The organism is Pseudomonas sp. TE36184 (assembly GCF_054060055.1).
Window position 1 is genome coordinate 2591588 of the sequence record NZ_JBSSCU010000001.1, and the last position, 24611, is coordinate 2616198.

The 24611-nt window shown below is 61.3% G+C and carries 30 protein-coding genes; 9 read left to right on the forward strand and 21 right to left on the reverse strand.

Going from position 1 to position 24611, the window contains the following annotated elements:
- Window positions 1-23: 23 nt before the first annotated feature.
- Window positions 24-1526, reverse strand: coding sequence for a M10 family metallopeptidase C-terminal domain-containing protein (locus ACVWZP_RS11315; RefSeq protein ID WP_457369745.1), 1503 nt, complete (start codon window positions 1524-1526; stop codon window positions 24-26).
- 461 nt (window positions 1527-1987) lie between these two features.
- Between ACVWZP_RS11315 and ACVWZP_RS11320 the strand changes: the two genes are divergently transcribed.
- The gene (locus ACVWZP_RS11320; RefSeq protein WP_046384215.1) at window positions 1988-2869 is read left to right on the forward strand and encodes a LysR family transcriptional regulator; all 882 of its coding nucleotides are present in this window, start codon (window positions 1988-1990) and stop codon (window positions 2867-2869) included.
- Here ACVWZP_RS11320 and phnN read toward each other — a convergent pair.
- The 14 genes from phnN to ccmA all read right to left on the reverse strand — a co-directional run bounded on the left by phnN (window position 2858) and on the right by ccmA (window position 13563).
- A complete protein-coding gene (gene phnN, locus ACVWZP_RS11325; protein WP_457369746.1) occupies window positions 2858-3421 on the reverse strand; it encodes a phosphonate metabolism protein/1,5-bisphosphokinase (PRPP-forming) PhnN in 564 nt (187 codons plus the stop codon). The genes ACVWZP_RS11320 and phnN overlap by 12 nt on opposite strands.
- A 168-nt stretch (window positions 3422-3589) precedes the next feature.
- Window positions 3590-4186 (reverse strand): LysE family translocator, encoded by a 597-nt coding sequence (locus tag ACVWZP_RS11330; protein WP_046384216.1) that lies wholly within the window; start codon window positions 4184-4186, stop codon window positions 3590-3592.
- Window positions 4187-4354 (reverse strand): rubredoxin, encoded by a 168-nt coding sequence (locus ACVWZP_RS11335; RefSeq protein WP_017849446.1) that lies wholly within the window; start codon window positions 4352-4354, stop codon window positions 4187-4189.
- A gap of 32 nt (window positions 4355-4386) precedes the next feature.
- Entirely contained in the window at window positions 4387-5199 is an 813-nt protein-coding gene (locus tag ACVWZP_RS11340) for an iron-containing redox enzyme family protein (RefSeq protein WP_046384217.1), read from the reverse strand.
- A 1009-nt stretch (window positions 5200-6208) separates the two neighbouring features.
- Complete coding sequence (locus ACVWZP_RS11345) at window positions 6209-6604, reverse strand: hypothetical protein (RefSeq protein WP_017849443.1); 396 nt, start codon at window positions 6602-6604, stop codon at window positions 6209-6211.
- 15 nt (window positions 6605-6619) lie between these two features.
- Window positions 6620-7804 carry a c-type cytochrome biogenesis protein CcmI gene (gene ccmI / locus ACVWZP_RS11350; protein WP_057003715.1) on the reverse strand — a complete coding sequence of 395 codons (1185 nt, stop codon included), beginning with the start codon at window positions 7802-7804 and terminating at the stop codon, window positions 6620-6622.
- Window positions 7797-8270: a cytochrome c-type biogenesis protein gene (locus ACVWZP_RS11355; protein WP_017849441.1), complete on the reverse strand. Its 474-nt coding sequence runs from the start codon at window positions 8268-8270 to the stop codon at window positions 7797-7799. The genes ccmI and ACVWZP_RS11355 overlap by 8 nt, the downstream gene beginning before the upstream one ends.
- Window positions 8267-8803: a DsbE family thiol:disulfide interchange protein gene (locus ACVWZP_RS11360; RefSeq protein WP_017849440.1), complete on the reverse strand. Its 537-nt coding sequence runs from the start codon at window positions 8801-8803 to the stop codon at window positions 8267-8269. The genes ACVWZP_RS11355 and ACVWZP_RS11360 overlap by 4 nt, the downstream gene beginning before the upstream one ends.
- Window positions 8800-10788, reverse strand: coding sequence for a heme lyase CcmF/NrfE family subunit (locus ACVWZP_RS11365; RefSeq protein WP_457370393.1), 1989 nt, complete (start codon window positions 10786-10788; stop codon window positions 8800-8802). The genes ACVWZP_RS11360 and ACVWZP_RS11365 overlap by 4 nt, the downstream gene beginning before the upstream one ends.
- Window positions 10789-10791: 3 nt before the next feature.
- A complete protein-coding gene (ccmE, locus tag ACVWZP_RS11370) occupies window positions 10792-11247 on the reverse strand; it encodes a cytochrome c maturation protein CcmE (RefSeq protein ID WP_057003716.1) in 456 nt (151 codons plus the stop codon).
- Window positions 11244-11420 carry a heme exporter protein CcmD gene (gene ccmD / locus ACVWZP_RS11375; RefSeq protein WP_017849437.1) on the reverse strand — a complete coding sequence of 59 codons (177 nt, stop codon included), beginning with the start codon at window positions 11418-11420 and terminating at the stop codon, window positions 11244-11246. The genes ccmE and ccmD overlap by 4 nt, the downstream gene beginning before the upstream one ends.
- Window positions 11417-12172, reverse strand: coding sequence for a heme ABC transporter permease (locus tag ACVWZP_RS11380; RefSeq protein WP_017849436.1), 756 nt, complete (start codon window positions 12170-12172; stop codon window positions 11417-11419). The genes ccmD and ACVWZP_RS11380 overlap by 4 nt, the downstream gene beginning before the upstream one ends.
- A 90-nt stretch (window positions 12173-12262) precedes the next feature.
- Window positions 12263-12931 carry a heme exporter protein CcmB gene (gene ccmB / locus ACVWZP_RS11385; RefSeq protein WP_017849435.1) on the reverse strand — a complete coding sequence of 223 codons (669 nt, stop codon included), beginning with the start codon at window positions 12929-12931 and terminating at the stop codon, window positions 12263-12265.
- The gene (ccmA, locus tag ACVWZP_RS11390; protein WP_017849434.1) at window positions 12928-13563 is read right to left on the reverse strand and encodes a cytochrome c biogenesis heme-transporting ATPase CcmA; all 636 of its coding nucleotides are present in this window, start codon (window positions 13561-13563) and stop codon (window positions 12928-12930) included. The genes ccmB and ccmA overlap by 4 nt, the downstream gene beginning before the upstream one ends.
- Window positions 13564-13763: 200 nt before the next feature.
- On the opposite strand from ccmA, the gene fliK reads away from it, so the two are divergent.
- Entirely contained in the window at window positions 13764-15347 is a 1584-nt protein-coding gene (gene fliK, locus ACVWZP_RS11395) for a flagellar hook-length control protein FliK (RefSeq protein ID WP_454833154.1), read from the forward strand.
- Entirely contained in the window at window positions 15344-15673 is a 330-nt protein-coding gene (locus tag ACVWZP_RS11400) for an EscU/YscU/HrcU family type III secretion system export apparatus switch protein (protein ID WP_046384221.1), read from the forward strand. Before fliK ends, ACVWZP_RS11400 begins: the two co-directional genes overlap by 4 nt.
- A gap of 67 nt (window positions 15674-15740) precedes the next feature.
- On the opposite strand, the gene ACVWZP_RS11405 is transcribed toward ACVWZP_RS11400, so the two are convergent.
- Both ACVWZP_RS11405 and moaB read right to left on the reverse strand, forming a co-directional pair.
- A complete protein-coding gene (locus ACVWZP_RS11405; RefSeq protein WP_046384222.1) occupies window positions 15741-16967 on the reverse strand; it encodes a molybdopterin molybdotransferase MoeA in 1227 nt (408 codons plus the stop codon).
- Entirely contained in the window at window positions 16951-17490 is a 540-nt protein-coding gene (gene moaB, locus ACVWZP_RS11410; protein WP_017849430.1) for a molybdenum cofactor biosynthesis protein B, read from the reverse strand. The genes ACVWZP_RS11405 and moaB overlap by 17 nt, the downstream gene beginning before the upstream one ends.
- A 76-nt stretch (window positions 17491-17566) precedes the next feature.
- Here moaB and mobA point away from each other — a divergent pair, with 76 nt between their 5' ends.
- A complete protein-coding gene (mobA, locus tag ACVWZP_RS11415) occupies window positions 17567-18169 on the forward strand; it encodes a molybdenum cofactor guanylyltransferase MobA (protein ID WP_046384223.1) in 603 nt (200 codons plus the stop codon).
- A 79-nt stretch (window positions 18170-18248) separates the two neighbouring features.
- Window positions 18249-18470 carry a YgdI/YgdR family lipoprotein gene (locus ACVWZP_RS11420; protein ID WP_017849428.1) on the forward strand — a complete coding sequence of 74 codons (222 nt, stop codon included), beginning with the start codon at window positions 18249-18251 and terminating at the stop codon, window positions 18468-18470.
- A 54-nt stretch (window positions 18471-18524) separates the two neighbouring features.
- Here ACVWZP_RS11420 and ACVWZP_RS11425 read toward each other — a convergent pair whose 3' ends face one another.
- The 3 genes from ACVWZP_RS11425 to ACVWZP_RS11435 form a co-directional block, all read right to left on the reverse strand.
- On the reverse strand, window positions 18525-19415 hold the full coding sequence (locus ACVWZP_RS11425) for a pseudouridine synthase (protein WP_457369747.1): 891 nt from the start codon (window positions 19413-19415) through the stop codon (window positions 18525-18527).
- A gap of 71 nt (window positions 19416-19486) precedes the next feature.
- Complete coding sequence (locus tag ACVWZP_RS11430; protein WP_017529348.1) at window positions 19487-19822, reverse strand: hypothetical protein; 336 nt, start codon at window positions 19820-19822, stop codon at window positions 19487-19489.
- A gap of 74 nt (window positions 19823-19896) precedes the next feature.
- Window positions 19897-20133 (reverse strand): glutaredoxin family protein, encoded by a 237-nt coding sequence (locus tag ACVWZP_RS11435; protein WP_046384225.1) that lies wholly within the window; start codon window positions 20131-20133, stop codon window positions 19897-19899.
- Between the two features lie 152 nt (window positions 20134-20285).
- On the opposite strand from ACVWZP_RS11435, the gene ACVWZP_RS11440 reads away from it, so the two are divergent.
- Entirely contained in the window at window positions 20286-22016 is a 1731-nt protein-coding gene (locus tag ACVWZP_RS11440; protein WP_046385334.1) for a cation:proton antiporter, read from the forward strand.
- Here the strand turns inward: ACVWZP_RS11440 and ACVWZP_RS11445 are convergent.
- Entirely contained in the window at window positions 22003-23211 is a 1209-nt protein-coding gene (locus ACVWZP_RS11445; protein WP_026140339.1) for an ammonium transporter, read from the reverse strand. The genes ACVWZP_RS11440 and ACVWZP_RS11445 overlap by 14 nt on opposite strands.
- Window positions 23212-23557: 346 nt before the next feature.
- Here ACVWZP_RS11445 and ACVWZP_RS11450 point away from each other — a divergent pair, with 346 nt between their 5' ends.
- The 3 genes from ACVWZP_RS11450 to ACVWZP_RS11460 are packed head-to-tail and all read left to right on the forward strand — an operon-like array spanning window position 23558 to window position 24604.
- On the forward strand, window positions 23558-23872 hold the full coding sequence (locus ACVWZP_RS11450) for a DUF883 family protein (RefSeq protein WP_017849423.1): 315 nt from the start codon (window positions 23558-23560) through the stop codon (window positions 23870-23872).
- A gap of 4 nt (window positions 23873-23876) precedes the next feature.
- On the forward strand, window positions 23877-24266 hold the full coding sequence (locus tag ACVWZP_RS11455; RefSeq protein WP_017849422.1) for a phage holin family protein: 390 nt from the start codon (window positions 23877-23879) through the stop codon (window positions 24264-24266).
- Window positions 24263-24604 carry a hypothetical protein gene (locus ACVWZP_RS11460; protein WP_017849421.1) on the forward strand — a complete coding sequence of 114 codons (342 nt, stop codon included), beginning with the start codon at window positions 24263-24265 and terminating at the stop codon, window positions 24602-24604. The genes ACVWZP_RS11455 and ACVWZP_RS11460 overlap by 4 nt, the downstream gene beginning before the upstream one ends.
- Window positions 24605-24611: the final 7 nt, after the last annotated feature.

Here is a 24611-nt window from a genome sequence, read left to right on the forward strand (position 1 = left end):
ATGCCTCGGGATCGTGGGTGGGGTTACGAGCGCGGCCTGCCACTGGACGATGGGGCGATAATCTGCAGCAGCTGTAACACGAACGCTGACAGCGTCTTGGCAAGCATTTCGATCAGTGCGGACGGCCCGTTTGGGGTTTCACCCGGCGGCGGGGTTGGGGTTGGGGTTGGAGCTGGAGTTGGGGCTGGCGTCGGCACAGACTGAACTTCAGGCTGCGACCCATCCCACCGTACATCGCCAGGCTTGATCTGCCCCTTGCTGTTGATCACCATGTCCGCGTTGCCCGTCCCCTTCAGATCAATGGCCAGGCTCGCCCCCCCCGTACTGGCATCGTGTTTGAGCACCGCTTCACCGGCGCGGCCGCTGAACCGATCGGTAAACACCAGGGCGCGCACACCTGCCGCTTTTAACGCACCCGAGACGTCGATCTTATCGGTACCGCTGGTGAAGTCCTCGATCAGGTCTGGGCTCTGTGCGGCGGAGTCGCTGACGTTATCGTAGACAAACGTATCCGCGCCGCCGCCGCCCCTCAACGTGTCGGCGCCGGCACCGCCCTTGAGGCGGTTGGCCGCATCATTGCCGATCAAGGCATCACGACCGGCACCGCCGATCGCGTTTTCAATAACACATCCCTTGGCGACGGACACATTGCCCTTCAAGCCGCCCACGTCAGAGAACGACTCCGCATTCAGATCGACCTTCTGATCCTGGGAAAACCCGGAAAAATCCAGCGTATCCACACCACCACCATCCCACACACAGAACACCGGTTTGTCCCTGGCGCTGGTAAGGCTCATCACTTCGCGCTCGGTATTGGAGTTGAAACCATAGACGGTGTCGGTCTTGCGGGTCTGGTGGTTGGCGCCATACAAGCGTTGCGCCGCGGCGATATCGTCCATCATCGGGGCAGACGGATTGAGCGATCTGAAGTCATGACCGGATTGATGGCGTTCCGACCAGTAACTCATCACGGTGCGTGCCTTGGTGTCCTGCGCGTAGACCGCGCCGTTTTGGTAGTTGGCACCGTCGCCGTTATAGCGTCCCGGATGTTGCAGGCCAATAGCGTGACCGATTTCATGAATAGCCGTGACCGAAAAGTGACTGCCCAGCGCAGGCGAAGCCGCCCCGCCCCGGGTGCCGATCGTGGCTGCTGTCCGATTCGTGGAACCATGAGGTAAGTCGGCAACCCCCCGGTCGCCGCGAGGGTTGTTGTGGATACTGAGCGCTCCGTCCGTACCGTTTGACTGCTCGCGGAAACTGATATTGGCCACATCCTGCCAGGCTTGCACTGCCTGGTGCACGCGCTGTTTCTGCTGGGCGGTGAAACTCGCGTCGACCGTGTAGTGCAAGTCGATCTTCTGATCGCCGTTACGGTCACGGAAACGATGATTTTCCCGCGTGATTTGTTTGGCCGCCTGGTCCGTCGTAAACGACGGTTTCTTCGAGGCCCCGGCACCAAACGGGCCGGGGTCCGATATCGGAAACCCCATGCGGGAAGTTACAGAAAACAGATCAGGTCCATTCATTGTGCGGCACTCGTATTATTAATGAATACACAAGAACACCGAATCGAATCGATCCGGAGATTAAGTATCAATAACCGCGAGCCGCGTCAAACCAGGCTCATCGTTATCGCCGATAATCTCGCACAGTGAAAAATAGCGGACCAACACTATTTTAGTTTCAGCTGAAACAACCACACGCCGCGTAACATGCAGTCAGACAACCAGGATTTTATTTGCAATTTAAACATCCAACCACACAACCGACTCACCAATACCGGGTTGCTTTTACAATAAAAAAACAAATTCTAAACAAATACCCGTCACTGGCTTACTTCAATTCCCGCCAGACAAAGACATATCCACTTAAGCTTCTTCACGGCGATAAACCCCGCCTGGGAGCGGGTGACAAGCCATGGCCATTCCCCGTAGGCTTTGCGCCGTACTGCGTCGCGATGCGCTCAATCACAAGCAAGGGACACCCGATGGACCGCCTGACCGCCATGGAAACCTTCGTCCACGTTGTCGAAACCGGCTCGTTCTCCGCCGCCGCCAAACGCCTGGGCATCGGCCAGCCCGCGGTGTCGAAGAGCGTCGCGCAGTTGGAAGCGCGCCTGGCGGTGCGCTTGGTACTGCGCTCAACCAGGGGCTTGACGCCGACCGAAGCGGGCCTGGCGTATTTCGAAAAAGCCAAGCGCGCCATCGATGAGGCCAACGAGGCCGACGACGCTGCCCGCAGCGCGGGCGCCGGGCTGTCGGGTAACTTGCGCATCAGCGCCGCCGTGACCTTCGCCAGCCTGCATATCCTTCCGCACCTGGGGCCGTTCCTGGAGCAGTACCCTGGGTTGAACATCGATGTGGTACTCGACGACCACAGCCTCAACCTGGTGGAAGAAGGCATCGACGTCGCCCTGCGCATGGGCAACCTGAGCGATTCGGGGCTGACCGCACGCAAGATCGGGGCGTCGCCCTGCCATATCCTGGGCACCCCGGCCTACTTCGAACGCTTCGGCGAACCCGCCACGCCAGCCGATCTGCTGCGACACCAGGCGGTCATCTACACCCAGGGCGAGGGCGCGCGCTGGACATTTACCCGAGACGCCCGCGAATACCCGATCGTCGTCCATGGCCGCTTGCACATCACAGCGGCGGAAGGGGTACGCGCGGCTGTGCTGAACCACTTGGGCCTGACCCTGGCATCGGCCTGGATGTTCGCGCCGGAACTGGCCAGTGGCGCGGTGAGGCCGGTGCTGACCGACTGGCATTTGCCGGCGCGGGACTTATGGGCCGTGTTTCCGACAGGGCGGATGGCGAGTGCCAAGGCGCGGGCGTTTGTGGAGTATGTGGAACGGTTGTCAACGCGCTGACGGGCCCAGGTAGCGCAGCAAACACTCGACCGTATGCTCCAGCGGGCCGGAGTTATCCAGCACGAGCAACCCCGCACCCATGCCGGCCAGCAACTGCGCCGTAAACCGTGCATTACGCGCCAGGCGCGCATCGATATCCGCCACCGACTCACGCCCCCGCGCCAGCAAGCGCTGGCGCAGCGCCACCTGATCGACACTCAGCAACACCACCAGCAACGCCGGGTAACGCTCGCGGGCCTGCGCCAGGTGGGCACGGGAGCCGTTGACCAGCACATCCTCCCCCGCCGCCAGCCACGCGTCGATGTCCGCGGGTATGCCATAGGACAACCCATTGGCCTGCCAACTCAACGCAAACGCGCCTTCGGCTTGCATCGCGACAAACTGCTCGGCGCTCACCCCCTGTGCCGCCTCGCCCACCGCTTCCGCCGAGCGCGTAATCACCCGACGCACAATGCGGCAGCCACGTTCGGCCAAACGTGGTCGTGCAGCGTCCAACAGGCTGTCCTTGCCCGAACCCGATGGCCCGATGAGATAGATCAACCTGCCCGCCATCAATACACCCTCTTCGCTTGTCTGCAGATTTGTTGCATGACCGACTACGTTTCACGGCGGCGGCCACAGTATCGGATTGTGACGCGCTATGCACTCGGTCAGGCGTGCGCGTAGGCGCTTTCATGTTCGGGTGCAGGAACTGTGCACGGTTTCCCGGAAGGCAGAGGGTCAGCCTCCAGACAAAACGCGCGCGCATTGCCACACCGCAAAGCCAATCAATAATCCACCGCTGATGCGATTGATCACATCAAGATCAGGATTATCGATCAGCGCAGTCCTGATGAGGCTGCCACCCAGCGCATATAACATCTGGCCTAAAAATGAACCCACCAGAAAACCCGCCAGACTCAGGTAGAGCCCGAGCCCCTCAAACAGCGTGCCGCTGGCAATCACATAGGAGGAGATCGCTACGATAGTGAGTGGGTTCATTAGCGTCAGTAAAAAGACCGGGATAAATCCTGCTGTCGTTTTTACTTGTGCCACAGCTGTATGTTTTGCAAATGTAATGCCCCCCAGATAAAACAGGTAAGCAATTGCCACCCAGGTCAACAGACGGTTATTGGCTAGCCAAAATGCCTTGATTGTCTGCAAACCATAAAATGCGACAGCCGCAAAAACCGCATCTGCAACTGCCGCACCTAGAGCCCCAGGTAGTGCGCCGCGAAAGCCACAGGCGATGGACTGCCTCAGGATGATCAAGGCTATCGGTCCAAAACCTATGGAAAGCATTGTGGCGAATACCATCGAACTCAGAAAACCCTGCATCTAACTCAGAACCTCAATAAACAGCTTTTTCTTCGCTTGGCAGTGCGGGCATTGAAACGCCTCCCCAATCTCATCCCAAGTCGTGCCGGGTTCTATATCGACTAGAGCCTCGCCTGAAGACTCTGAATAAACGTAGTGGCAAATCTGGCACTCATAAGACCGACTCATAATAATGTCCTTCACTATCAGAAGTTCGATTTTCAGGCCAGCCGCCGATTCAAAGCGGCAAACATTTGCTCGAACCCATCCATAAATGCCATCGCCCCGCGCATTGCATGCGGGGCAATAGTTGGATTTTTCTCCAAGTACGAAATCATGATTTCGCGCCCGGTCGCGACATGCATAGGTTCAACCTCACAATGAATCGCAAAGAATGCCAAAACGGGGTCATCTTCGTCGACCAGACCATATTCGCCGGCATATTTTTGAAATCCTTTCAGGAAAAACTGAAACTCTCGTGAGGAAGTCATTTCTGACGCCAAATGAAAACCCAATGCCTCACCTAAAAACTCAGAACGGTACATTCGATGGGTATTATTACCCATGGCGGTGCCCTCAGGAAGAATGTAGTGAGGATTGAACAGCTCAGCATCGGAAAGTCCCAGGTGAGTGGTCAGTTGTTTGAACATTTGATGATGGGTTGGCAACATATGCTTGCTATGTTGATGTAGACCGTATTCATCCACGGATGCGTAAAGAATATGCGCGGCTTTAGCCGTGCCGTGCCACATATCTTCTTTAATCCATTCATCCGTAACGCGCGCAGCCAATGCGACGATTCCAGCCGGAACATCCTTGAAGAAAGCCCAAATAGTTGCAAAAAATAGAGCCCTTTCTGGATGACTTAGTGGCTTATCGGAAATAATTTTCCCAAACGACTCAAGCTCACGTAGGGCAGAGTGCCGCACTATCGCATTTGCGATTTCATTATAACCAGCCTCGCACACTTTATATATTTCACCACGAGTAGATCTTTCATTTGATCCCGCGCCGATCGGATTCTGAACACTCATATAATTATCCTTGTTTTTATAATAAATGAATTTCAACCCGCCTTTAAAAAGGCATTGCACACAAAATTATTAGCATCACGCCACACATGTCAATCCACAAATCAATTATTTCCAACAAACCTATGAAACATGCGACTTAGAGCCTTGCCATCCGCTACGAACCAACTATGAGCCAACCGCCAAGTTTAAAAAAACCTCCTTCCTACTCCAACAAAAGTAGGCAACACATAGAAACTTCCTTTTTTATTGAGTGAAACCTCTCATTTAATGGAGTTACATCCCCAACACCGCATCAACCATCCCCTGACGGGCAATTTCAAACTTCAACTTATGAGCTACCGGGCAGCATAATTACAGGTTTGCAGTTACCCCTCGCTCATCTCGCCCTACCTTTACGGTAGGCGTACTGTGGCGCGCAGGCCTCCTCGGCTCGCTGACCAGACGCCGTCTCAATCAATACGGATATTGCGGGCGTGTCGCAGATCGCCATCCTGCGGAGTTCAAGTGCGAGTATCACGAAATCAATGTGACCCAGCCCTTCAGCAGTACAGGCGCGGTTTTCCGCCATGCCATCGCAGTAGTTTTCGCCTTGCCTGAAACTCAATTCCCTGGTCACCAAGTACGTGTCCGCAGAGGTGGCATTCATACCTACCTGCTCGCTACAGGGTCCGTCCTACAAGGCGAAGAAAGCAGCAACGCCGCGTCAGCCGCTTGTAGGTGTCGAGCCGATTTTTTCACCCAAACTGTCCGTCTAGGGGCGAATGGCGGCAGTCCGTGTGGAAAGTGCGAAGACAGCACAATCTTTTATCGAACGGCACTTGTTGAGAGTAAGGATGAAGATCCGCCGAATGACGCCATCAGCCTATGACGGACTCATGGCGCTGAGTTCGGAAATCATTTTTATCTGACAGACCTCTATCTCGGACAAGTCCGGCCCCGGCATTGGATCTCCAGCGTTTGAAGGACCACACTGCAGGCATGAAAAAGGCGACCCAAAGGTCGCCTTCTGTCACTGCGCGTACTGCTTGCTCAACCCCGGCGGTACGCCATGCACGTCGGTCTCTTCCCACGGCCCGTCCGGGCTGATGGAGCGGCTCCAGCCGTTGCTCCAGCGGTAGTAGGTGCGCTGGCGGTAGAAGGTGTCGGGCTGGTCTTCCAGCACATACACTTGCATCTTGCCGTCCCAGTGGCTGGCCGCGCCGGGTGGCGGGGCGAAGGTCGGCGACTTGCTCGGTGGCGCTTTCGCGGGTGCGGTGACCGGGCTGGAGGGTCTGGTGGCTGGCTTGGTCGAGGGGCCCGATGGGGGAATGGTCGGGCCGGTGGGTGCCGGAGGTGGGCGGTGGACCGCACAAGCGCTCAAGCCCAATACCAGGCTGAGCAGGGTGATGCGTGCAAGGGCGGTCATAGGCGTTTCCTCGAATTACTTGTCCGGACTGTCGATGGTCAGCTGCTGCAGCGCAGTGGTGGTGCTGGCCAGGGGTTGGCTGCGGCCGATCCACTCGCCAGTGGTCGGTTGACCGGCCCGGGATATGCGCGCAACCAGTTGGACTTCAGGGAAGTTGGACAGTTTCAACTGCGGCATCATTGCGTCGGCATCGCCCAGTTCGACGGTGACCGGCAGGTCGGCGACGGTCACACGCTTGGCCGCCAGCGGCGCCGGCGGGCCGGAGACAGCGCGAGCGAAGATGAACACGCTGTCGCTTGGCAGGGCCTTGGCCTTGATGTCGGCGGAGAGGTCCACGCGCACTTTCATCACGGCTTTTTGGGCGACGGTGCCACCGCTCGCTTTCAGCCGCTCTGCCGCGCGGTCGATCCCGCCTTGCAGGGCGACGCGGGAGTTGTCTTCGGGCGGCAGTTGCGCCAGCAGGCGGCTCCAGTAATCGATCGCCTCCTGGTAGCGCTGGCCTTCAAAGGCCGCGATGCCAAGCAGACCGAGGCTGGTGACTTCTCGCGGGTCGAGCTTGAGGGCTTCGTCGGTCAGGGCCTGGACCTTGGGCGACCACTGCTTGTTGTCGGCGAAGTACTGGGCCTGGGCCCACTGGCCCAACAGCTCCGGCTGGCGCCCGGCCAGGGCCACGGTGCGCTCGAAGACCTTGGCGGCATCGGCGGAGCGGTCCTGGGCCATGTAGGCGCGACCGAGGAAGTACAAGCCTTCTGCCGAATCCGGCTGGGCGGCGGCGGCGCGTTCCAGGCGGTGGGTCATGTCTTCCATGGATACCGGTGGCTGGGAGAATTCGCGGGTCAGTTCGACCTTGTCGCTGGCACCGAAGTGCAGATACAAGCCAATGCCCAGCACGGGCACCAAAACCGCTGCGAGCAATGGCAGCGGCTTGCCCAGGCGCGATTCGCGGGGCTTTTCCATGCCTTCGGTGTCGGCCAGCAATTCGCGCGCGGCTTCGGCGCGGCCGGTGTCGAGTTGCGTGGCGTTGAGCACGCCTTCGTCCTGCTGGGTTTGCAGTTCGGCCACGCGTTCTTGATACAGCGCCACGTTCAGCGCGGTGCGATCCTCTTCGCGCTGGGCACGACGGCCGCGCAACACAGGGATCAACAGGAAACTCAGGGCAATCAGAAGCAGCAAACCGGCTGCGAGCCAGAAATCAATCATCAGTCTTGGTGTCCAGCAATTGGTCGAGGCGTTGGCGCTCGTCGGGGGATAGCGCGTCGGAACCATCGGTAGGCGCGGCGCGGCGACGGCGGACGATCACCACCATCACCACCATGCCAGCCAGCAGCAGCCCGGCGGGGCCGAACCAGAGCAGTGCGGTCTTGCCGGTGAGGGCCGGTTTGTAGCGCACGAAATCGCCGTAGCGGTCGACCATGAAGTCGATGATCTGCTGGTTGTCCTTGCCCTCCCCCAACATGCGGAAGATCTCTTTGCGCAGGTCGGCGGCGATGGGCGCGTTGGAGTCAGCGATGTCCTGGTTCTGGCACTTGGGGCAGCGCAGTTCCTTGGTCAGTTCGCGAAAACGCTCACGCTCGGCGTCATTGGCGAATTCATAGGTGTCGATGGCGGCGTGGGCCACGCCCGCCAGGCCCAGGGCCAATACGGCAGCAGCTAACCAGCGCTTCATGGCTTGGCCTCGTCGACCAGGGCCTGATACTTGGCGGCCAGTTGTTCGCGCCAGACCACTTCATCGATGACGCCGACATACTTGTCGCGGATCACGCCCTTGGCATCGATAAAGAAGGTTTCCGGGGCGCCGTAGACGCCGAGATTCAACCCCAGGTTGCCGTCTTCATCGCGGATATCCAGCTGGTACGGGTTGTGGAATTCCGCCAGCCACTTCAAGGCCGCCGCATTGTCGTCCTTGTAGTTGATGCCGTAGATCACCACGCCGTTCTCGGCGAGTTTGTTCAGCACCGGGTGTTCTACGCGGCAGGAAATGCACCAAGTGCCCCACACGTTGACCAGCGCCGGTTTGCCCAGCAAATCGGCCTGGGTCAGGGTCTTGTCGCCCTGCACCGTCGGCAGGGAAAACGCCGGGAACGGCTTGCCGATCATGGCCGAGGGCAACTCGGCCGGGTCCAGGTACAACCCGCGATACAGGAACACCGCCACCAGCAGAAACAATGCCAGCGGCACGACCATCAACCAACGCTTCATACCGCCGCTCCTTGCAGGCCCAGGGCTTCACGCACCCGGCTCTTGACCTTGACCCGATAGCGCCGGTCCAGCGCCGCGAGCACACCACCCAGACCGGTGAGCAAACCGCCGAACCAGATCCAGCGCACGAACGGTTTGACATGCACGCGCACCGCCCAGGCACCTTCGCCCAGCGGCTCACCCAGGGCGACGTAAAGGTCACGGGTGAAACCGCCGTCGATCCCGGCTTCGGTCATCATCGAACTCTGCACGGTGTACAAGCGTTTTTCCGGGTGCAGCACGGCGACTTCCTTACCGTTGCGGACTACGCGCACGGTGCCTTTGTCGGACGTGAAGTTCGGCCCTTCGAAGTGCTTGGCGCCTTCGAAGATGAAGTGGTAACCGGCCAGGTCCATGGACTCGCCGGGGGCCAGGCGCAGGTCACGCTCGGCGCTGTTCTGGCTGGAGAGCACCACGCCGAGGGCACACACGGCGATGCCGATGTGCGCAATCTGCATGCCCCAATAGCTGCGGGTCAGGGTGGGCAGGCCTTTGATCAGGCCTTTGTGACGGGTCTTGTCGACGATGTCGCGCATGCCGGCCAGCAATACCCAGGCGGCGAGCATGAACGTGGCGAGGACCGCCCAGTTGAAATCGCCATAAGCGATACCGGCGATCACGGCCAAGGCGGCGCTGCCCAGCAGCACTGGGGTCAGCATGCCCACCAGCCATTTCACCGGGGTGTCTTTCCAGCGCACCAGCACGCCGACGGCCATTACCACCATCAACAAGCCCATCAACGGAATGAACAAGGCGTTGAAATACGGCGGACCGACCGACAGCTTGGCGCCGGTCAGCGCATCCAGCACCAGCGGGTACAGGGTGCCGAGCAGGATCATCGACGCGGCCACCACCAGCACGAGGTTGTTGCCCAGCAACAGGGTTTCCCGCGACCACAGGTTGAAGCCGACCTGGCTCTTGACCACCGGCGCGCGCAGGGCAAACAGGGTCAGGGAACCGCCGACCACACACAGCAGGAACATCAGGATGAACACACCGCGGGCAGGGTCGGACGCAAACGCGTGAACCGAAGTCAGCACGCCCGAACGCACGAGGAAAGTGCCGAGCAGGCTGAGGGAAAACGCCGCGATGGCCAGCAACACTGTCCAACTCTTGAACACACCGCGTTTTTCGGTGACGGCCAGCGAGTGAATCAGCGCCGTACCCACCAGCCATGGCATGAAGGACGCGTTTTCCACCGGGTCCCAGAACCACCAGCCGCCCCAGCCGAGCTCGTAATAGGCCCACCACGAACCCAGGGTGATCCCGATGCCGAGGAAGGCCCAGGCGACGATGGTCCATGGCCGCGACCAGCGCGCCCAGGCCGCATCGAGGCGCCCGCCGAGCAACGCGGCGATGGCGAAGGCGAAGGCCACGGAGAAACCGACGTAGCCCATGTAGAGCATCGGCGGGTGGACGATCAGGCCGATGTCCTGCAGCAGCGGGTTGAGGTCATGCCCGTCCACCGGAATCTGCGGCAAGATGCGGCTGAACGGGTTGGACGTCATGATCAGGAATAGCAGGAAGCCGACGCTGATCATGCCCATCACTGCCAGCACCCTGGCCAGCATGACTTGCGGCAGTTGCCGGGAGAAGATCGATACGGCGAAGGTCCAACCGCCGAGGATCAGGGCCCACAACAGCAGCGAACCTTCGTGGGCGCCCCACACGGCGCTGAACTTGTAATACCAGGGCAAGGCGCTGTTGGAGTTGCTGGCCACATAGGCGACGGAAAAATCGTCGGTCATAAAGGCGTAGGTCAGGCAACCGAACGCGAACACCAGGAAGACAAACTGGCCCCAGGCGGCCGGCTGCGCCAGGCTCATCCACAGGCGGTCGCCGCGCCACGCGCCGAGCAACGGCACCACGGCCTGGACGATGGCGAAGCACAGGGCGAGGATCATCGCCAAATGGCCCAGCTCCGGAATAAACAGTGCGGACGTCATCACTTAGCCCTCCTTGGCTGGAGTTGGAGCGGTTTGGCCGCTGTCTTTCAACGCTTTGGTGACTTCCGGCGGCATGTATTTCTCATCGTGCTTGGCCAGTACTTCATCGGCCACCACCACGCCATCGGCATTCAGTTTGCCCAGGGCGACGATGCCCTGGCCTTCGCGGAACAGGTCCGGGAGGATGCCGCGATACGTAATGGTCACGGCCTTGTTGAAGTCGGTGACCACGAAGGTGACGTCGAGAGAATCGCCGGAGCGTTTCAACGAGCCCTTCTCCACCATGCCGCCGGCGCGGATGCGCGTGCCCAGCGGTGCTTCGCCGTTGGCGATCTGGGTTGGGGTGTAGAACAGGTTGATGTTCTCCCGCAGGGCGCTCATCGCCAGGCCCACGGCAATACCGACGCCGGCCAGAATGGCAAGGATGATCAACAGACGCTTTCTACGCAGCGGATTCACTTTTCGGTCTCCCGGCGCAGACGACGCGCCTCTTGTTGCAGGTAACGCTTGCGGGCCAGGATCGGCACGGCAACGTTGAGGGCCAGTACCGCCAGGCAGATGCCATAGGCCGTCCAGACATACAGGCCATGGTGGCCCATGGCGAGAAAATCACTGAAAGAAGCAAAACTCATCCACGCGCTCCCAGGCTGCTCTGCACTTCGGCCTTGACCCAACTGGCGCGGGCTTCACGCTTGAGCACTTCAAGGCGCATCCGCATCAGCAGCACAGCGCCGAAGAAGCAGTAGAACCCCAGCACCATCAGCAACAGCGGCGCCCACATTTCCACGGGCATCGCCGGTTTTTCGGTGAGGGTGAAGGTGGCGCCCTGGTGCAGGGTGTTCCACCACTCCACCGAGTATTTGATGATCGGGATGTTGATCACACCGACAATCGCCAGCACCGCACAGGCCTTGGCGGCGCTGTCACGATTGCTGATCGCGTTGCCCAGGGCAATCAGACCGAAGTACAGAAACAGCAGGATCAACATGGACGTTAGTCGTGCATCCCACACCCACCACGAGCCCCAGGTGGGTTTGCCCCAGATCGCGCCGGTGACCAGCGACACGGCGGTCATCCACGCACCGATGGGCGCGGCGCATTGCAGGGCGACGTCCGCGAGTTTCATCTTCCACACCAGGCCGACGATGCCGCACACCGCCAGCATCACGTAGCAGGACTGGGCCAGCATTGCGGTAGGCACGTGGATATAGATGATGCGAAAGCTGTTGCCCTGCTGGTAATCCGGCGGCGCGAAGGCCAGGCCCCAGACCAGGCCGAGGCCGATCAGCACTACGGCGGCGATGCTCAACCACGGCAGCAGCTTGCCGCTGATGCCGTAAAACCATTTGGGCGAGCCGAGCTTGTGAAACCAGGTCCAGTTCATTGCTGTTTCCATCACGGTTGCGTCTTGTATTTGCAAGAAGCGTAGGGTCTTTCTTATGTTGAAGAACGGGTTACGCGTAACCCGACTTCATTATTCGCCGACGCTGATCTTCAGGCCGGCGGCTATGGCAAAGGGTGTCAGGGTTACCGCCAGGGCGGTCAGGCTGCCAAGCCACAGGAGGTAACCGGTCGCCGGCATGCCCATGAGCGCGGCTTGCAAAGCGCCGCTGCCGAGGATCAACACCGGGATATACAAAGGCAGAATCAACAAGGCCAGCAGCAGGCCGCCGCGTTTCAAACCCACCGTCAGCGCCGCGCCCACCGCTCCCAACAGGCTGAGCGCCGGCGTGCCGAGCAACAAGGACATGAGCAATACCGGCAGGCATTCACTGGGCAACCCTAGCATCATTGCCAGCAACGGCGAGAGCAACACCAGCGCCAGGCCGGAAAACGCCCAGTGTGCCAGTACCTTGGCCAATACCAGAAGTGGCAGGGGGTGCGACGAAAGGACCCACTGTTCCAGGGAACCGTCCTCGAAATCACTGCGAAACAGCCCGTCCAGCGAGAGCAGCACGGACAAAAGGGCCGCCACCCACACCAGTCCCGGAGACAAGGTTTGCAACAGTTTAGTCTCGGGGCCGACCGCCAGCGGGAACAACGCGATGACAATCGCAAAGAACACCAGCGGATTGGCCAGTTCGGCCGGGCGCCGGCACAACAGCCGCGCCTCGCGGGCCACCAACAGCGCGAACACACTCATACCGACCACCGCCCCAGGTCCAGCTCGCGGTAACCGGCGGGCAGGCGCGTCAGGCTGTGGTGCGTCGTCAGCACGACGAGGCCGCCCTGCTCGCAATGCCGCGCCAGGTGTTCTTCCAACTGGGCGACACCTTGTTTGTCGAGGGCGGTGAAGGGTTCGTCGAGAATCCACAGCGGCGGGCCGGGCAGATACAGGCGCGCCAGGGCCACGCGGCGCTGCTGGCCGGCCGACAAGGTGTGGCAGGGCACATCTTCGAAGCCCTTGAGGCCGACGGCGGCGAGTGCCTGCCAGATCGCCTCGCGGCTGGCCGGATGATGCAGGGCGCTGAGCCAACTGAGGTTTTCCTCGGCGCTGAGCACGTCCTTGATCCCGGCGGCGTGGCCGATCCAGGTGAGGTTGCGGGCCAGCTCGGTGCGTTGTTCGTTCAGGGGCTTGCCGTTGAGCCGCACTTCGCCCGCCGTGGGCTGCATCAACCCGGCCAGCAAACGCAGGAGGCTGGTCTTGCCGCTGCCGTTGGGCCCGCTGATCTGCACCATGTCACCGCCCGCCAGGCGCAGGTCGAGGTGCTCGAACAGCAGGCGCAGGTCGCGTTCACAGGCAAGCGCTACGGCTTCAAGAAGAGGGCTGGTCAAAAGATCGCGGGCCTTTACGGTTCAAGTCGGCGGTGCTGCGGCCGTTATAGAAAGGAGCACAATAACGGCTTTGGCGACCGATTTTAGAGAGCTGGATCAAATAGTTGTGAGGTTTTTACCGCTCTCATGGCAGACGGGCCGCATTATACATGCGATGCCCTACGCTAAAGAGGGCTATTTCCCCTGAGACGACACGCACGATGACCGGTGAGATCAACCTTCCTACGCTTTCTCCTGCCCCGACAGCCGGGCCGGCCCCTGCGCCGGCGCCAGCAACCGGTGAGTTGCTGAAACTGCTGGAGCCGCAGATCGGCTTGATCGACCCGGGAAAAACCGCGAACGCCGAAGTCATCGCACTTAAACAAGGCGGCGAAGCCTTTCAGTTGCTGCTCAAATTGACCCTCGACGGTGGCCGCCAGACGCTGGTGCAGGCCAGCAGCCCGCAACCCTTGCCGCTGGGCAGCAATGTGGCGGTGAGCCAGACGTCCGCCGGTAACCTGACCCTCAGCCTGCAGCAGGCCTTGAGCGCCAACGTCGCCGCCCTCACCCGCATCGACACCACACAAATGCCGGCGGGCACCTTGCTGCAAGCCAAAGTCCTGACCAGCCAAGCGCTGCCCCAAGGCACCACGCAACCGACGATCTACCGTTCGTTGGTGACAGTCCTCAACAGCGCCCTGGCCGGCACGACCCTGACCCTGGAAAGCCCGCAACCGCTACGCGTCGGCAGCCTGCTCAGCGCCGTGGTACAGGACACGCAGACCCTGAACTTTGTGCCCTTGAGCGGGCTCAAGGATCAACTGGCCGTGACCCAGCAACTCGCCACCCAGCAAAGCCGCCAGGGCTCGTTGGATGCGGTGTTCACCGCGTTGCAACGCCTGCCCCAGGACGACAGTACGTCCGTCGAACTGCGCTCGGCCGCCACGCGGCTGCTCGCGGCATTGCCCGACCTGGCGCAAGTCAGCAATCCCAAGGTGCTGGCGCAAGTCATCCAGAACAGCGGCGCGTTTCTTGAAGCCAAGTTGCTGGCCGGGCAAAACCCGCAAATTCCACCGCTGGATATGAAGGGCGCGCTGCTGCGCCTGGTCGCCGATCTGCTGCCCGCCCTGCCCGTCAGCACCAACCTCAATGCCATCCTCGCCGCCAACACCCTGGCCCAGATACTGCCCAACTTCGTGCGCAGCCCGCTGAACACCCTCGGGCAGATCAGCGCCCGCCAGGCACCCGCCGGTTTTCCATTGCCGGAACGGCTGATGCAACGCCTGGCAGGCGAAGGCGACCTGGAGAACCTGCTGCGCCTGGCCGCCGGGGCCATCTCGCGGTTACAGAGCCATCAGCTGTCGAGCCTGGAACAGACCGGCACCACCGCCGACGGCCGCCTGCAAACCACCTGGCAGCTGGAAATTCCCATGCGGACCCTGCAGGACATCGTGCCGCTGCAGGTCAAGTTCCAGCGCGAAGAGCCCGCGCAGGACAAGGACCAGCCTGAACGCAAGGACAAAAAAGACCCCAAGCAGATGCTCTGGCGCGTGGAACTGGCCTTCGACATGGAGCCGCTGGGGCCGTTGCAGGTCCAGGCGCAGTTGTCGCAGGGCAAACTGTCGAGCCAGTTGTGGGCGACGCGACCGTTCACCGCCAGTTTGATCGAAAGTCACTTGGGCAGTTTGCGCGAGCGCCTGGTGACGTCGGGCATCAATGTCGGCGACCTCGACTGCCACCTCGGCACGCCGCCACGCGGGCCGAAAACCGGATTGGAGCAACGCTGGGTGGACGAAACCGCATGAACAACGCCAACCCACCGCGCCAGGCCATCGCCCTCAAGTATGACGGCCAACAAGCGCCGACCCTGACCGCCAAGGGCGACGATGCCCTGGCCGAAGCGATCCTCAAGCTGGCGCGGGAAAACGAAGTGCCCATCTATGAAAACGCCGAGCTGGTGAAGCTGCTGGCGCGCATGGAACTGGGCGACAGTATCCCGGAAGAGTTGTACCGCACGATCGCCGAGATCATTGCGTTTGCCTGGACGCTGAAGGGCAAGTTTCCGGCGGGGTACGACCCGCACGCCGAGCCGGTCGAGCGCGATGTCACCGAGCGTGGCGACGACTACTGAGTAGCCCCAGACAAACAACAATCCAAATGTGGGAGGGGGCTTGCCCCCTCCCACATTTGGATCGGCTTCAGTTCAGGACTTCGCTCAGGGGAATGAAATTCACCCGGTCGCCCATCGCCAGCGTCGTCCCTTCCAGCACCTCCACCAACCCTTGCGCCCACGCCGCGCTGCGCAGCACGCCGGAGCTCTGGTTGCGATAGATGACCGCCCTGCCCTGCTCGATGCGCCCGCGCAAATATTCGCGGCGGTTGCCCGGTTTGGGCCAGACGAACCCCGCTGGCACCTCGAACCGCAGCGGCTCGACCTCCGCCACACCTTGGCGGCGCAGCAGATAGGGGCGTGCCAACAGGGCAAACGTCACCAGCGTCGACGCCGGATTGCCCGGCAGGCCGATCACCGGCACGCCACGGAAATGGCCGAAGGTCAGCGGCTTGCCCGGTTTGATCGCGAGCTTCCACAAGGCCAGCTCGCCTTCTTCACGCAGGGCAATGCCGAGAAAATCCGCCTCGCCCACCGACACACCGCCGGTCGACAGAATCAAGTCAACCGCGCCCAGGCCCGCCAGACACGTGCGCGTCTGGTCCAGGTCATCGGGAAGAATGCCCGCATCGATCACTTCGCATCCCAGGCGCTCCAGCCAACTGCACAGCACGCGACGGTTGCTGTTGTAGATCTGCCCTGGGCCGAGGGGCAGGCCGGGCTCGATCAACTCATCGCCGGTGGACAGCACCGCGACCCGCACGCGGCGCACCACGGTCAATTGGTCGAGACCGAGGGACGCAGCCAGGCCGAGTTCGATCGGCCCCAGGCGCGTGCCCGCGGTCAGCACCACTTCGCCGACGGTGGTTTCCTGCCCTTGCGGGCGAATGTTCTGACCGATATGCAACGGCTCGGTAAAGCTCACACGCGCGTCGGCGTGGACCACGGCGTTTTCCTGCATTTCCACGCAGTCCGCGCCTTGCGGCACGGGCGCCCCGGTGAAGATGCGCGCGCAGGTGCCGGCAGCCAATGGCGCGGGGGCCTGACCGGCGAAGATGCGCTGGCTCACCGCCAACGGTTCGCCCGTCCAGTCCGCCAGGCGCATGGCATAACCGTCCATGGCGCTGTTGGGCCACGGCGGCAGATCGAGGGTGGAGATCAAATCCTGCGCCAGTACGCGGCCATCACCCGCGGCCAGGGGCAATACCTGCTGCTCGCGAATCGGCGCGGCCTCGGCCATCTCGAGCAAGCGTTGCAGGGCTTCTTCCACCGGCATCAAGGCGCCGGTCTTGCCCGGCTTATCCACGGGATTCACAGGGTTCGGCCTGCTTCAGGTGCGGTACGAAGTTGCAGGGGCGGTGACGGTTGTCCAGTTGCTCGGCGAGGATGCCGTCCCAACCGGTACGCACGGCGTTGGTCGAACCCGGCAGGCAGCACACCAGGGTGCCGTTGGCCAGGCCGGCCAGGGCGCGGGATTGCACGGTGGAGGTGCCGATGTCGGCCACGGAGATCTGGCGGAACAGCTCGCCAAAGCCGTCGACCTGTTTGTCCAGCAGGCAGCTCACCGCTTCGGGCGTGCTGTCGCGGCCGGTGAAACCGGTGCCACCGGTGATCAGCACGACCTGCACCACGTCTTCGGCGATCCAGTGGGCCACCTGGGCGCGAATCTTGTAGAGGTCGTCCTTGAGCAGCACGCGCTCGGCCAGGAGGTGGCCGGCGGCGATCAGGCGGTCGACGAAAACCTGGCCCGAGGTGTCGGTGTCCAGGGTGCGGGTGTCGCTGACCGTCAGTACAGCGATATTCAGGGGTACAAAGGGCGCATCTGCCTTGGCTTTCATGGCACGGTCCGGTTGTCGAAGGAACAGCCCGATGTTATATCACAGGCCCCTATTTACCTGCCGCTGCGGAACCCCCATGCCCGACGATTCTTCGCCTCTGCCCTGTTCGATTCTGCTGTTGGCCGGTGGCCGCGGCCAACGCATGGGCGGACAAGACAAAGGCTTGCTGGAATGGCAGGGTCAGCCATTGATCGCGCACTTGCACCACTTGGTGCGCCCACTGACCGACGACCTGATCATCTCGTGCAACCGCAACCCGGACCGCTACACGCCGTATGCCGACCAGTTGGTGAGTGACGACAGTACGGATTTCCCCGGGCCGCTGGCCGGTATCCGCGCAGGTTTGAACGCCGCCCGCCATGAGCACTTACTGATTTTGCCGTGCGATGTGCCGCATCTTGACGCTCGACTGCTCGCCGACCTGCGCAAGACGGCGCAGCGCAATCCGCGGCTGCCGGTGATGGTGCGCCACGGCGAATTCTGGGAACCGTTGATCTGCATCATCCCCACCCACCTGCAAAGCGCGGTAGAACAGGCCTGGCAAGCCGGTGAGCGCAGCCCGCGCAAGATCTTCCTGCAGTTGGGGGGCATCGGGCTGGAATGCCCGGCAGATGATCCGCGCCTGGCCAACCTGAACACGCCTGCGCTGTTACACACCAGGCCCGACGTGTCAGAATGAACCCCGCACAAGGAACTTTGTCGACGCGCCACGCGTCACACAGTCAGCAATCAAAAAGAATTTTCTTGGAGACACACTCATGACTCAACGGACCATCGCCGCTTTCATGCTTGCACTGGGCCTCGCTACCCTTGCCGGTTGCGCCTCGCCGACAGTGATCACCCTGAATGACGGTCGCGAAATCCAGGCTGTCGATACCCCGAAATACAATGAAGATACGGGTTTCTACGAATTCGAACAGCTTGACGGCAAGCGCACCCGCATCAACAAGGATCAAGTGCGTACCGTTAAAGACCTGTAAGCCGCAACGCTTGCATACAAGGCCCGCCTCGCGCGGGCCTTGTCGTTTCTGCGGTTACCAGTCGAGCGTGATCTGGCTGCGGAAACTGCGTTCTGCACCCGTGACCGGATCGATAAAACGCACCCCCTGGGCGAGCAGCTTCAAGGGATTGGCGTAGTCGTCCACGGCATCCTTGATCACCTCGGGGTAGAACGGGTCATTGCAAATGCTCGCGCCGAGCGCCGTCATGTGTACACGCAACTGGTGCTTCTTGCCGGTCACAGGGAACAGCCCATAGCGCCATAAGTCGCCGTGGGTTTCGCGCACTTCCACGGCCGTTTCGGTGTTGCTGGCGCCCGGCCCTTCCTGCATGCGAAAGAACGGCTCGCCATCCACCAGACGGCTTTTGTGGACCAGCGGGAAGGTCAGGTTCGGCAAGGCCGGGGCGATGGCCTCGTAGAACTTGTCGATTTGACGCGTGGGAAACAACTGCTGATAGGCCGAGCGGCTTTGCGGGTTGGCCGAGAACAGCACCAGCCCCGCCGTATGCCGGTCGATGCGGTGCAGGGGCACCAGGGACGGGTTGTCCAGGCGGCGGATCAGGCGGCGCAACAGGGTTTGCTCGACGTACTCACCCGCCGGGGTGACGGGCAGAAAGTGTGGTTTGTCCGCCACCACCAGGTGTTCGTCGGCGTACAGGATGGTTTCCTGCACTGGGATGACTTTTTCGTTCGGCACTTCGCGGAAGTAGTAGATGCACAGGCCTTCCTTGTAGGCCAGGTCCAGGCGGATCGGGCTACCCTGCAGATCCAGCACCCGGCCACGGGCGATGCGGTCCAGCCACTGCGTGCGGCCGATCGCCGGGAAATTCTCGCACAGGCAGTCGAGCACCGTCGCCCAAGGGCCAGGCGGCAAGTACAGGGTGCTGGCTTGATGCTGGGACGCGGAAAAACCGGAAGTGGACATGCAGATGCTCGAAGCCTGGGAAACAGGCCGGCATTATCCCGCATGGAGCGGGATTGAGCCTAGGGCGGATCTCAGGCCTTGGCCAATTGCGCCCGCAGGATCGGCGAAGCACTGGCGGCCTCGGTAAATTCCTTGAGCCAGCGCAGCACGTCCACCGCTTCCCAACGGCCCGGATCATATAGCGCGTACAGCAAGCCCTGGTAACCCACCACATCCAACTGCTTGTGATAACCGGCGCGCTGGAACAGCGCTTCGATCTCGGCAAAGCAGGTATTGAAATGCACTTTGTTAAACGGCGTCTTGCCTTCCGTGACCAGGCCGTCGAGGCGCAGCTCGTTCACCGCATCGCGCACGACGTCGGCGGACATGCGATTAACGCTGCTTTTCAGTTGTTCAACATTCACCACGGGCGTTCCCTCTATTCAATCGCTGTACAAACATACAGTAACCCAATATTGAGAAAGCTGCCATCGCCCAAGCGCTAGAATAGGAAGGCCACCACCTGCTCCGTGTCGAACGGCCACCCCAGTTCAGCCCCGGTATCCACCCGGCGCAGCACCGGAATCGTTAGGCCATAGGCTTCAAACAAGGCTTCGGAATCGGCGATATCCACCAGCTCAACCAGCAACCCATGTTCGACCAACGGCATGATTTCTGCTTCGGCGAGCTCACACAGATGGCAACCCGAAGTAGTGAACAACTGGCATTCAGGAGGCATGACGACAGGACCTGATCAGGAATAGGCGCCCATTTTAGGCCGACTCTATAGCGCTGGCGAGCCGATAAACCCTGACCCAGATCATCATGCCCTATAACTGATTCAGCGATTCTCGCGGCTTTTTGTCCGCTCGCCCTGCAACGGAGATGCTTGTGTTCGCCAACCTGCTGATCATTCTGGCCTCATCCCTGGTGGTGATTGCGCTGTTTCGCCGGCTGCAATTGCCGCCCGTGCTGGGCTACCTGTGCGTGGGCCTGGCCGTGGGGCCGACCGCCCTCGACTGGGTGAATGACAGCGAAAACCTGCCCGACCTCGCCGAGCTGGGCGTGGTATTCCTGCTGTTTTCCCTTGGCCTGGAGTTCTCCCTGAGCAAGATGTTCGCCCTGCGCCACGTGGTATTTGGCCTGGGCAGCTTGCAAGTGCTGGGCTGCGGGTTGCTGCTGGGAGGCCTGTTGATGGCCTTTGGCGTGTCGCCGAACATCGCCTTGATGCTCGGTGCGGGGTTGGCGTTGTCGTCCACGGCCATTGTCAGCAAAGAGCTGAGCAGCCTCGGGGAAATCTTCAGCAGCCACGGCCAGAACGCGATTGGCGTGCTGCTGTTCCAGGATGTAGTGGCGGTGTTGCTGCTGACCCTGGTGCCGGTGTTCGCCGGTGGCAGCGAACAGGCCTGGTACTGGGCACTGCCGTTGACGCTGGCCAAGACATTGTTGTTGTTCGTCGGCCTGTTGCTCGCCAGCCGCTGGTTATTGCCGCGTCTGTTCCATGAAGTCGCCGCCTCCCATTCGGCCGAGCTGTTTGTGCTGCTGGCGCTGGTGATCGTGTTGCTGACCGCCTGGCTCACGCACTTGCTGGGCCTCTCCCCGGCGCTTGGTGCGTTCCTGGCTGGCATGCTGCTGGGGGAAAGCCATTACCGGCATCAGATCGAGGCGGATATCCGGCCGTTTCGCGACATTCTGCTGGGGCTGTTTTTCGTCAGCATCGGCATGCTCATCGACCTGCAACTGTTCATCAGCCACAGCCTGCTGATCCTCGGCCTGACCTTCACGCTGATGCTGACCAAGGGCTGCGTGGTCGCGGCGCTGGTCAAACTACGCGGCAGCGACCGCGAAACCGCCTGGCGCAGCGGCCTGGCCCTGGCCCAGGGCGGCGAGTTCTGTTTTGCGCTGATGGCGCAGATGCAACAGAGCCGGCTGATTCCGGATGAGTTCAACGGCTTGCTGCTGGCCGCCACCTTCTGCTCGATGCTGCTGACCCCGCTTTTGCTGCGCGCGGCACCGGGCATTGCCCTGCGCCTGCACCGCAAACCCAACCAGCAGGTGCAACTCGAAGCCATCACCGCGCTCAACGCCGAGTTACGCGACCATGCGGTGATCTGCGGCTATGGCCGCGTCGGGCAATCCATCGGGCGCTTTCTGCACCACGAACAACAGGCGTTTATCGCCCTGGATGACAACCCGGAACGGGTGCAGGAAGCCGCCACCGAAGACAACAGCGTGCATTACGGCGACTGCCGCCGTGGCGCCCTGCTCAGCGCAGTCGGCCTGGAGCGGGCGCGGCTGGTGGTGATCGCCGTGGATAACACCGAAGTCGCCCTGCTGGTGCTGAAGGAAGCCCGCCGGATCAACGCCGACGTACCGATCCTGGTACGCACCCGCGACGACAGCCAATTAGCCGAACTGAAAGCCGCGGGCGCCAGCGAAGTGGTGCCCGAGCTGCTGGAGTCGAGCCTGATGCTCGCCTCCCACGCCCTGATCCTGCTGGGCCTGCCGGACCAGCAGGTGCAAGCGCGGGTCGATGAGGTGCGGCATAACCGCTACCGTCTGCTGCACGGCTTCTACCCGCGGGCGGCCCCTGACGAAGAGGCGCCGATCAATCCTGACTGATCGCACCGATCTTGTGGATCGACAGGTCCGCGCCGTAGTACTCCTCTTCCTGGCTCAGGCGCAGCCCGTGTACGCGCTTGATCACGCCATACACCAGCAGGCCGCCGGCAAACGCCACCAGCACACCCAACGCGGTGCCGATCAATTGGCTGATCAGGCTGACCCCGCCCAACCCGCCAAGGGCGGTCTGGCCGAAGATGCCGCAGGCAATGCCACCCCACACGCCACACAGGCCATGCAACGGCCAGACACCCAGCACATCGTCGATCTTCCAGCGATCCTGGGCGGCAATGAAGCACCACACAAACAAGCCACCGGCGACAACCCCCGTGACCAATGCGCCCACCGGATGCATCAGGTCGGAACCGGCACAAATCGCCACCAGCCCGGCCAGCGGGCCGTTGTGCAGAAAGCCGGGGTCATTGCGGCCAATCACCAGCGCCGCAACCGTACCGCCGACCATGGCCATCAGCGAGTTGACCGCCACCAGGCCACTGACGCCGTTCAGGGTTTGTGCGCTCATCACGTTAAAGCCGAACCAGCCGACAATCAGAATCCACGAGCCCAGCGCCAGGAACGGGATGCTCGACGGCGCAAACGCGACCAGGCGCCCTTCGCGATAACGCCCGTTGCGCGGCCCGAGCAACAGCACCGCCGCCAACGCCAGCCAGCCGCCCATGGCATGCACCACCACGGAACCGGCGAAGTCATGGAAGCTGGCACCGAAGGTCGCGAGCAACCAGGCCTGCACGCCGAAATTGCCGTTCCACACCATGCCTTCGAAAAACGGGTAGATAAACGCCACGATCAACGCGGTAGCGCACAGTTGCGGAACAAATCGTGCACGCTCGGCAATGCCCCCGGAAATGATCGCCGGAATCGCCGCGGCAAAGGTCAGCAGGAAGAAGAACTTCACCAGACCATAGCCGTGATCGGCACTGATCACTGCCGCCGGTTGCATGAAGCTCACGCCATAAGAGATCCAATAGCCTATAAAGAAATAGGCCAGGGTGGAGATCGCGAAGTCACTGAGGATTTTCGACAGGGCGTTGACTTGGTTCTTCTGACGCACGGTGCCGACTTCGAGGAAGGCAAAACCGGCGTGCATGGCCAAAACCATGACCGCACCGATCAGAATGAACAGGGTGTTGGAGCTGTGGACGAGGGTGTCCACTGCGCTTTGCAGATTTTCCATGGAGGTTGGCAGGCCTGCGATAAAGGCAAAAAGCACCAAAGCGGTTCAAACCGGCGTTTCGCGCACTAAATTGGTACCACCGGCTCCGCCCCTCTTCTGAGGGCGTGAACCGCTTTAGCGCAGCGATCAGCACAACCGGCCATTCCCGACAGGGTTTTTCCGCGAGTTTCAGTTATATAGGGTAAGGTTTTCACCGGTTTGCGGCCCAACCGCCCAGATTCAGCGCAGACCCAGGGGCCTGCGCACCAAGGCAAAGCAAAAGCTGTACCAGTCATTTGCAATGAACCTTCACCGATACCGGTGACTCGAAACCACACGTACCGATCAGCCACTCACGGAGATAACCATGGCCAGCAAAACAGCACAGACGGCTCAAGAAATACTGATGGCGGATTTTCAAACGCTGGTCAGTGATACTGAAAAGTTGCTGGACGACACCGCCATCCTGGCCGGTGACCAGGCCGACGAGCTGCGCGCCAAGATCCACGACAGCCTGCTCAAGGCCCGTGAAACCCTGCAACTGACCGAAGACTCCCTGCGCGACCGCAGCAAGGCCGCCGTCACCGCGACCGAAGATTATGTGCAGGCCAACCCTTGGCAATCAGTGGGCATTGCCGCCGGCGTGGGCTTCTTGATCGGTCTGTTGGCTACAAGGCGCTAATCCTATGTCTATCGGCGAATCCGGCTCGTCCACGGGCCCAAGTTCAACGTCCCGACGCCTGGGCGCAGCCGTACTGGGCTTGCTGCACAGCCATGTCGAACTGTTCGGCATCGAGCTGCAGGAGCAGAAAGCGCGCACCGTCAGCCTGCTGCTGTTTGCCGGGCTGGCCCTGGTGTTTGCCCTGCTGTTGCTGGTGGGGTTGTCGACATTGGTGATGATTCTGGTGTGGGACACCGGCTACCGCCTGACCGGAATCATCTGCCTCTGCGTGTTCTATACCCTGGCCGCTGCATTCTGCGGTGTGCGCTTGAAGGCGGCGGTGTTCGATGAGTCCACGCCGTTCCACGCCACCCTCGAAGAGCTGGCCAATGACCGGGAGCGCCTGCTGCCATGAGCCTGACTGAAATCCCACCCACCAACTCGCGCCGGGAAATGCGCAAGGCATTGATCCGCCTGCGCATGGAAATGCACCGCCAGGAAATCCGCCACGAGTCCCAGCAACTGATGGCGCCCCTGAATAAGGTGCGCAACATGGGCCAGCACTGGCAGGACAGCCTGGGCATCAAGCATGCGCCGCTGTGGGGCGTGGCCGCAGTGACGCTGATCGGCTTCTTTACCGGCAAGGGCGCCAAGGGCGGCAGTCTCAGCAGCCTGACCCGCCTGGTACGGCTGGGCGCCGGTTTGATCCCACTGATCAAATTAGCCATGCAGGGCGCCTCACGCAAAGGTTGAGGCCTGC

What these genes read in the sequence shown, in the direction of transcription:
- moaB (WP_017849430.1), bottom strand. Translation starts at nt 17,490, where the DNA reads ATGAAAGCCAAGGCAGATGCGCCCTTTGTACCCCTGAATATCGCTGTA.
- ccmI (WP_057003715.1), bottom strand. Translation starts at nt 7,804, where the DNA reads ATGATTGATTTCTGGCTCGCAGCCGGTTTGCTGCTTCTGATTGCCCTG.
- ACVWZP_RS11330 (WP_046384216.1), bottom strand. Translation starts at nt 4,186, where the DNA reads ATGCAGGGTTTTCTGAGTTCGATGGTATTCGCCACAATGCTTTCCATA.
- ACVWZP_RS11450 (WP_017849423.1), top strand. Translation starts at nt 23,558, where the DNA reads ATGGCCAGCAAAACAGCACAGACGGCTCAAGAAATACTGATGGCGGAT.
- ACVWZP_RS11360 (WP_017849440.1), bottom strand. Translation starts at nt 8,803, where the DNA reads ATGAAGCGTTGGTTGATGGTCGTGCCGCTGGCATTGTTTCTGCTGGTG.
- ccmD (WP_017849437.1), bottom strand. Translation starts at nt 11,420, where the DNA reads ATGAGTTTTGCTTCTTTCAGTGATTTTCTCGCCATGGGCCACCATGGC.
- phnN (WP_457369746.1), bottom strand. Translation starts at nt 3,421, where the DNA reads ATGGCGGGCAGGTTGATCTATCTCATCGGGCCATCGGGTTCGGGCAAG.
- ACVWZP_RS11380 (WP_017849436.1), bottom strand. Translation starts at nt 12,172, where the DNA reads ATGAACTGGACCTGGTTTCACAAGCTCGGCTCGCCCAAATGGTTTTAC.
- ACVWZP_RS11335 (WP_017849446.1), bottom strand. Translation starts at nt 4,354, where the DNA reads ATGAGTCGGTCTTATGAGTGCCAGATTTGCCACTACGTTTATTCAGAG.
- fliK (WP_454833154.1), top strand. Translation starts at nt 13,764, where the DNA reads ATGACCGGTGAGATCAACCTTCCTACGCTTTCTCCTGCCCCGACAGCC.
- mobA (WP_046384223.1), top strand. Translation starts at nt 17,567, where the DNA reads ATGCCCGACGATTCTTCGCCTCTGCCCTGTTCGATTCTGCTGTTGGCC.
- ACVWZP_RS11455 (WP_017849422.1), top strand. Translation starts at nt 23,877, where the DNA reads ATGTCTATCGGCGAATCCGGCTCGTCCACGGGCCCAAGTTCAACGTCC.
- ACVWZP_RS11365 (WP_457370393.1), bottom strand. Translation starts at nt 10,788, where the DNA reads ATGACGTCCGCACTGTTTATTCCGGAGCTGGGCCATTTGGCGATGATC.
- ACVWZP_RS11340 (WP_046384217.1), bottom strand. Translation starts at nt 5,199, where the DNA reads ATGAGTGTTCAGAATCCGATCGGCGCGGGATCAAATGAAAGATCTACT.
- ACVWZP_RS11315 (WP_457369745.1), bottom strand. Translation starts at nt 1,526, where the DNA reads ATGAATGGACCTGATCTGTTTTCTGTAACTTCCCGCATGGGGTTTCCG.
- ACVWZP_RS11445 (WP_026140339.1), bottom strand. Translation starts at nt 23,211, where the DNA reads ATGGAAAATCTGCAAAGCGCAGTGGACACCCTCGTCCACAGCTCCAAC.
- ccmB (WP_017849435.1), bottom strand. Translation starts at nt 12,931, where the DNA reads ATGAGTGTGTTCGCGCTGTTGGTGGCCCGCGAGGCGCGGCTGTTGTGC.
- ACVWZP_RS11420 (WP_017849428.1), top strand. Translation starts at nt 18,249, where the DNA reads ATGACTCAACGGACCATCGCCGCTTTCATGCTTGCACTGGGCCTCGCT.
- ACVWZP_RS11425 (WP_457369747.1), bottom strand. Translation starts at nt 19,415, where the DNA reads ATGTCCACTTCCGGTTTTTCCGCGTCCCAGCATCAAGCCAGCACCCTG.
- ACVWZP_RS11435 (WP_046384225.1), bottom strand. Translation starts at nt 20,133, where the DNA reads ATGCCTCCTGAATGCCAGTTGTTCACTACTTCGGGTTGCCATCTGTGT.
- ACVWZP_RS11355 (WP_017849441.1), bottom strand. Translation starts at nt 8,270, where the DNA reads ATGAAGCGCTGGTTAGCTGCTGCCGTATTGGCCCTGGGCCTGGCGGGC.
- ACVWZP_RS11400 (WP_046384221.1), top strand. Translation starts at nt 15,344, where the DNA reads ATGAACAACGCCAACCCACCGCGCCAGGCCATCGCCCTCAAGTATGAC.
- ACVWZP_RS11320 (WP_046384215.1), top strand. Translation starts at nt 1,988, where the DNA reads ATGGACCGCCTGACCGCCATGGAAACCTTCGTCCACGTTGTCGAAACC.
- ACVWZP_RS11460 (WP_017849421.1), top strand. Translation starts at nt 24,263, where the DNA reads ATGAGCCTGACTGAAATCCCACCCACCAACTCGCGCCGGGAAATGCGC.
- ACVWZP_RS11345 (WP_017849443.1), bottom strand. Translation starts at nt 6,604, where the DNA reads ATGACCGCCCTTGCACGCATCACCCTGCTCAGCCTGGTATTGGGCTTG.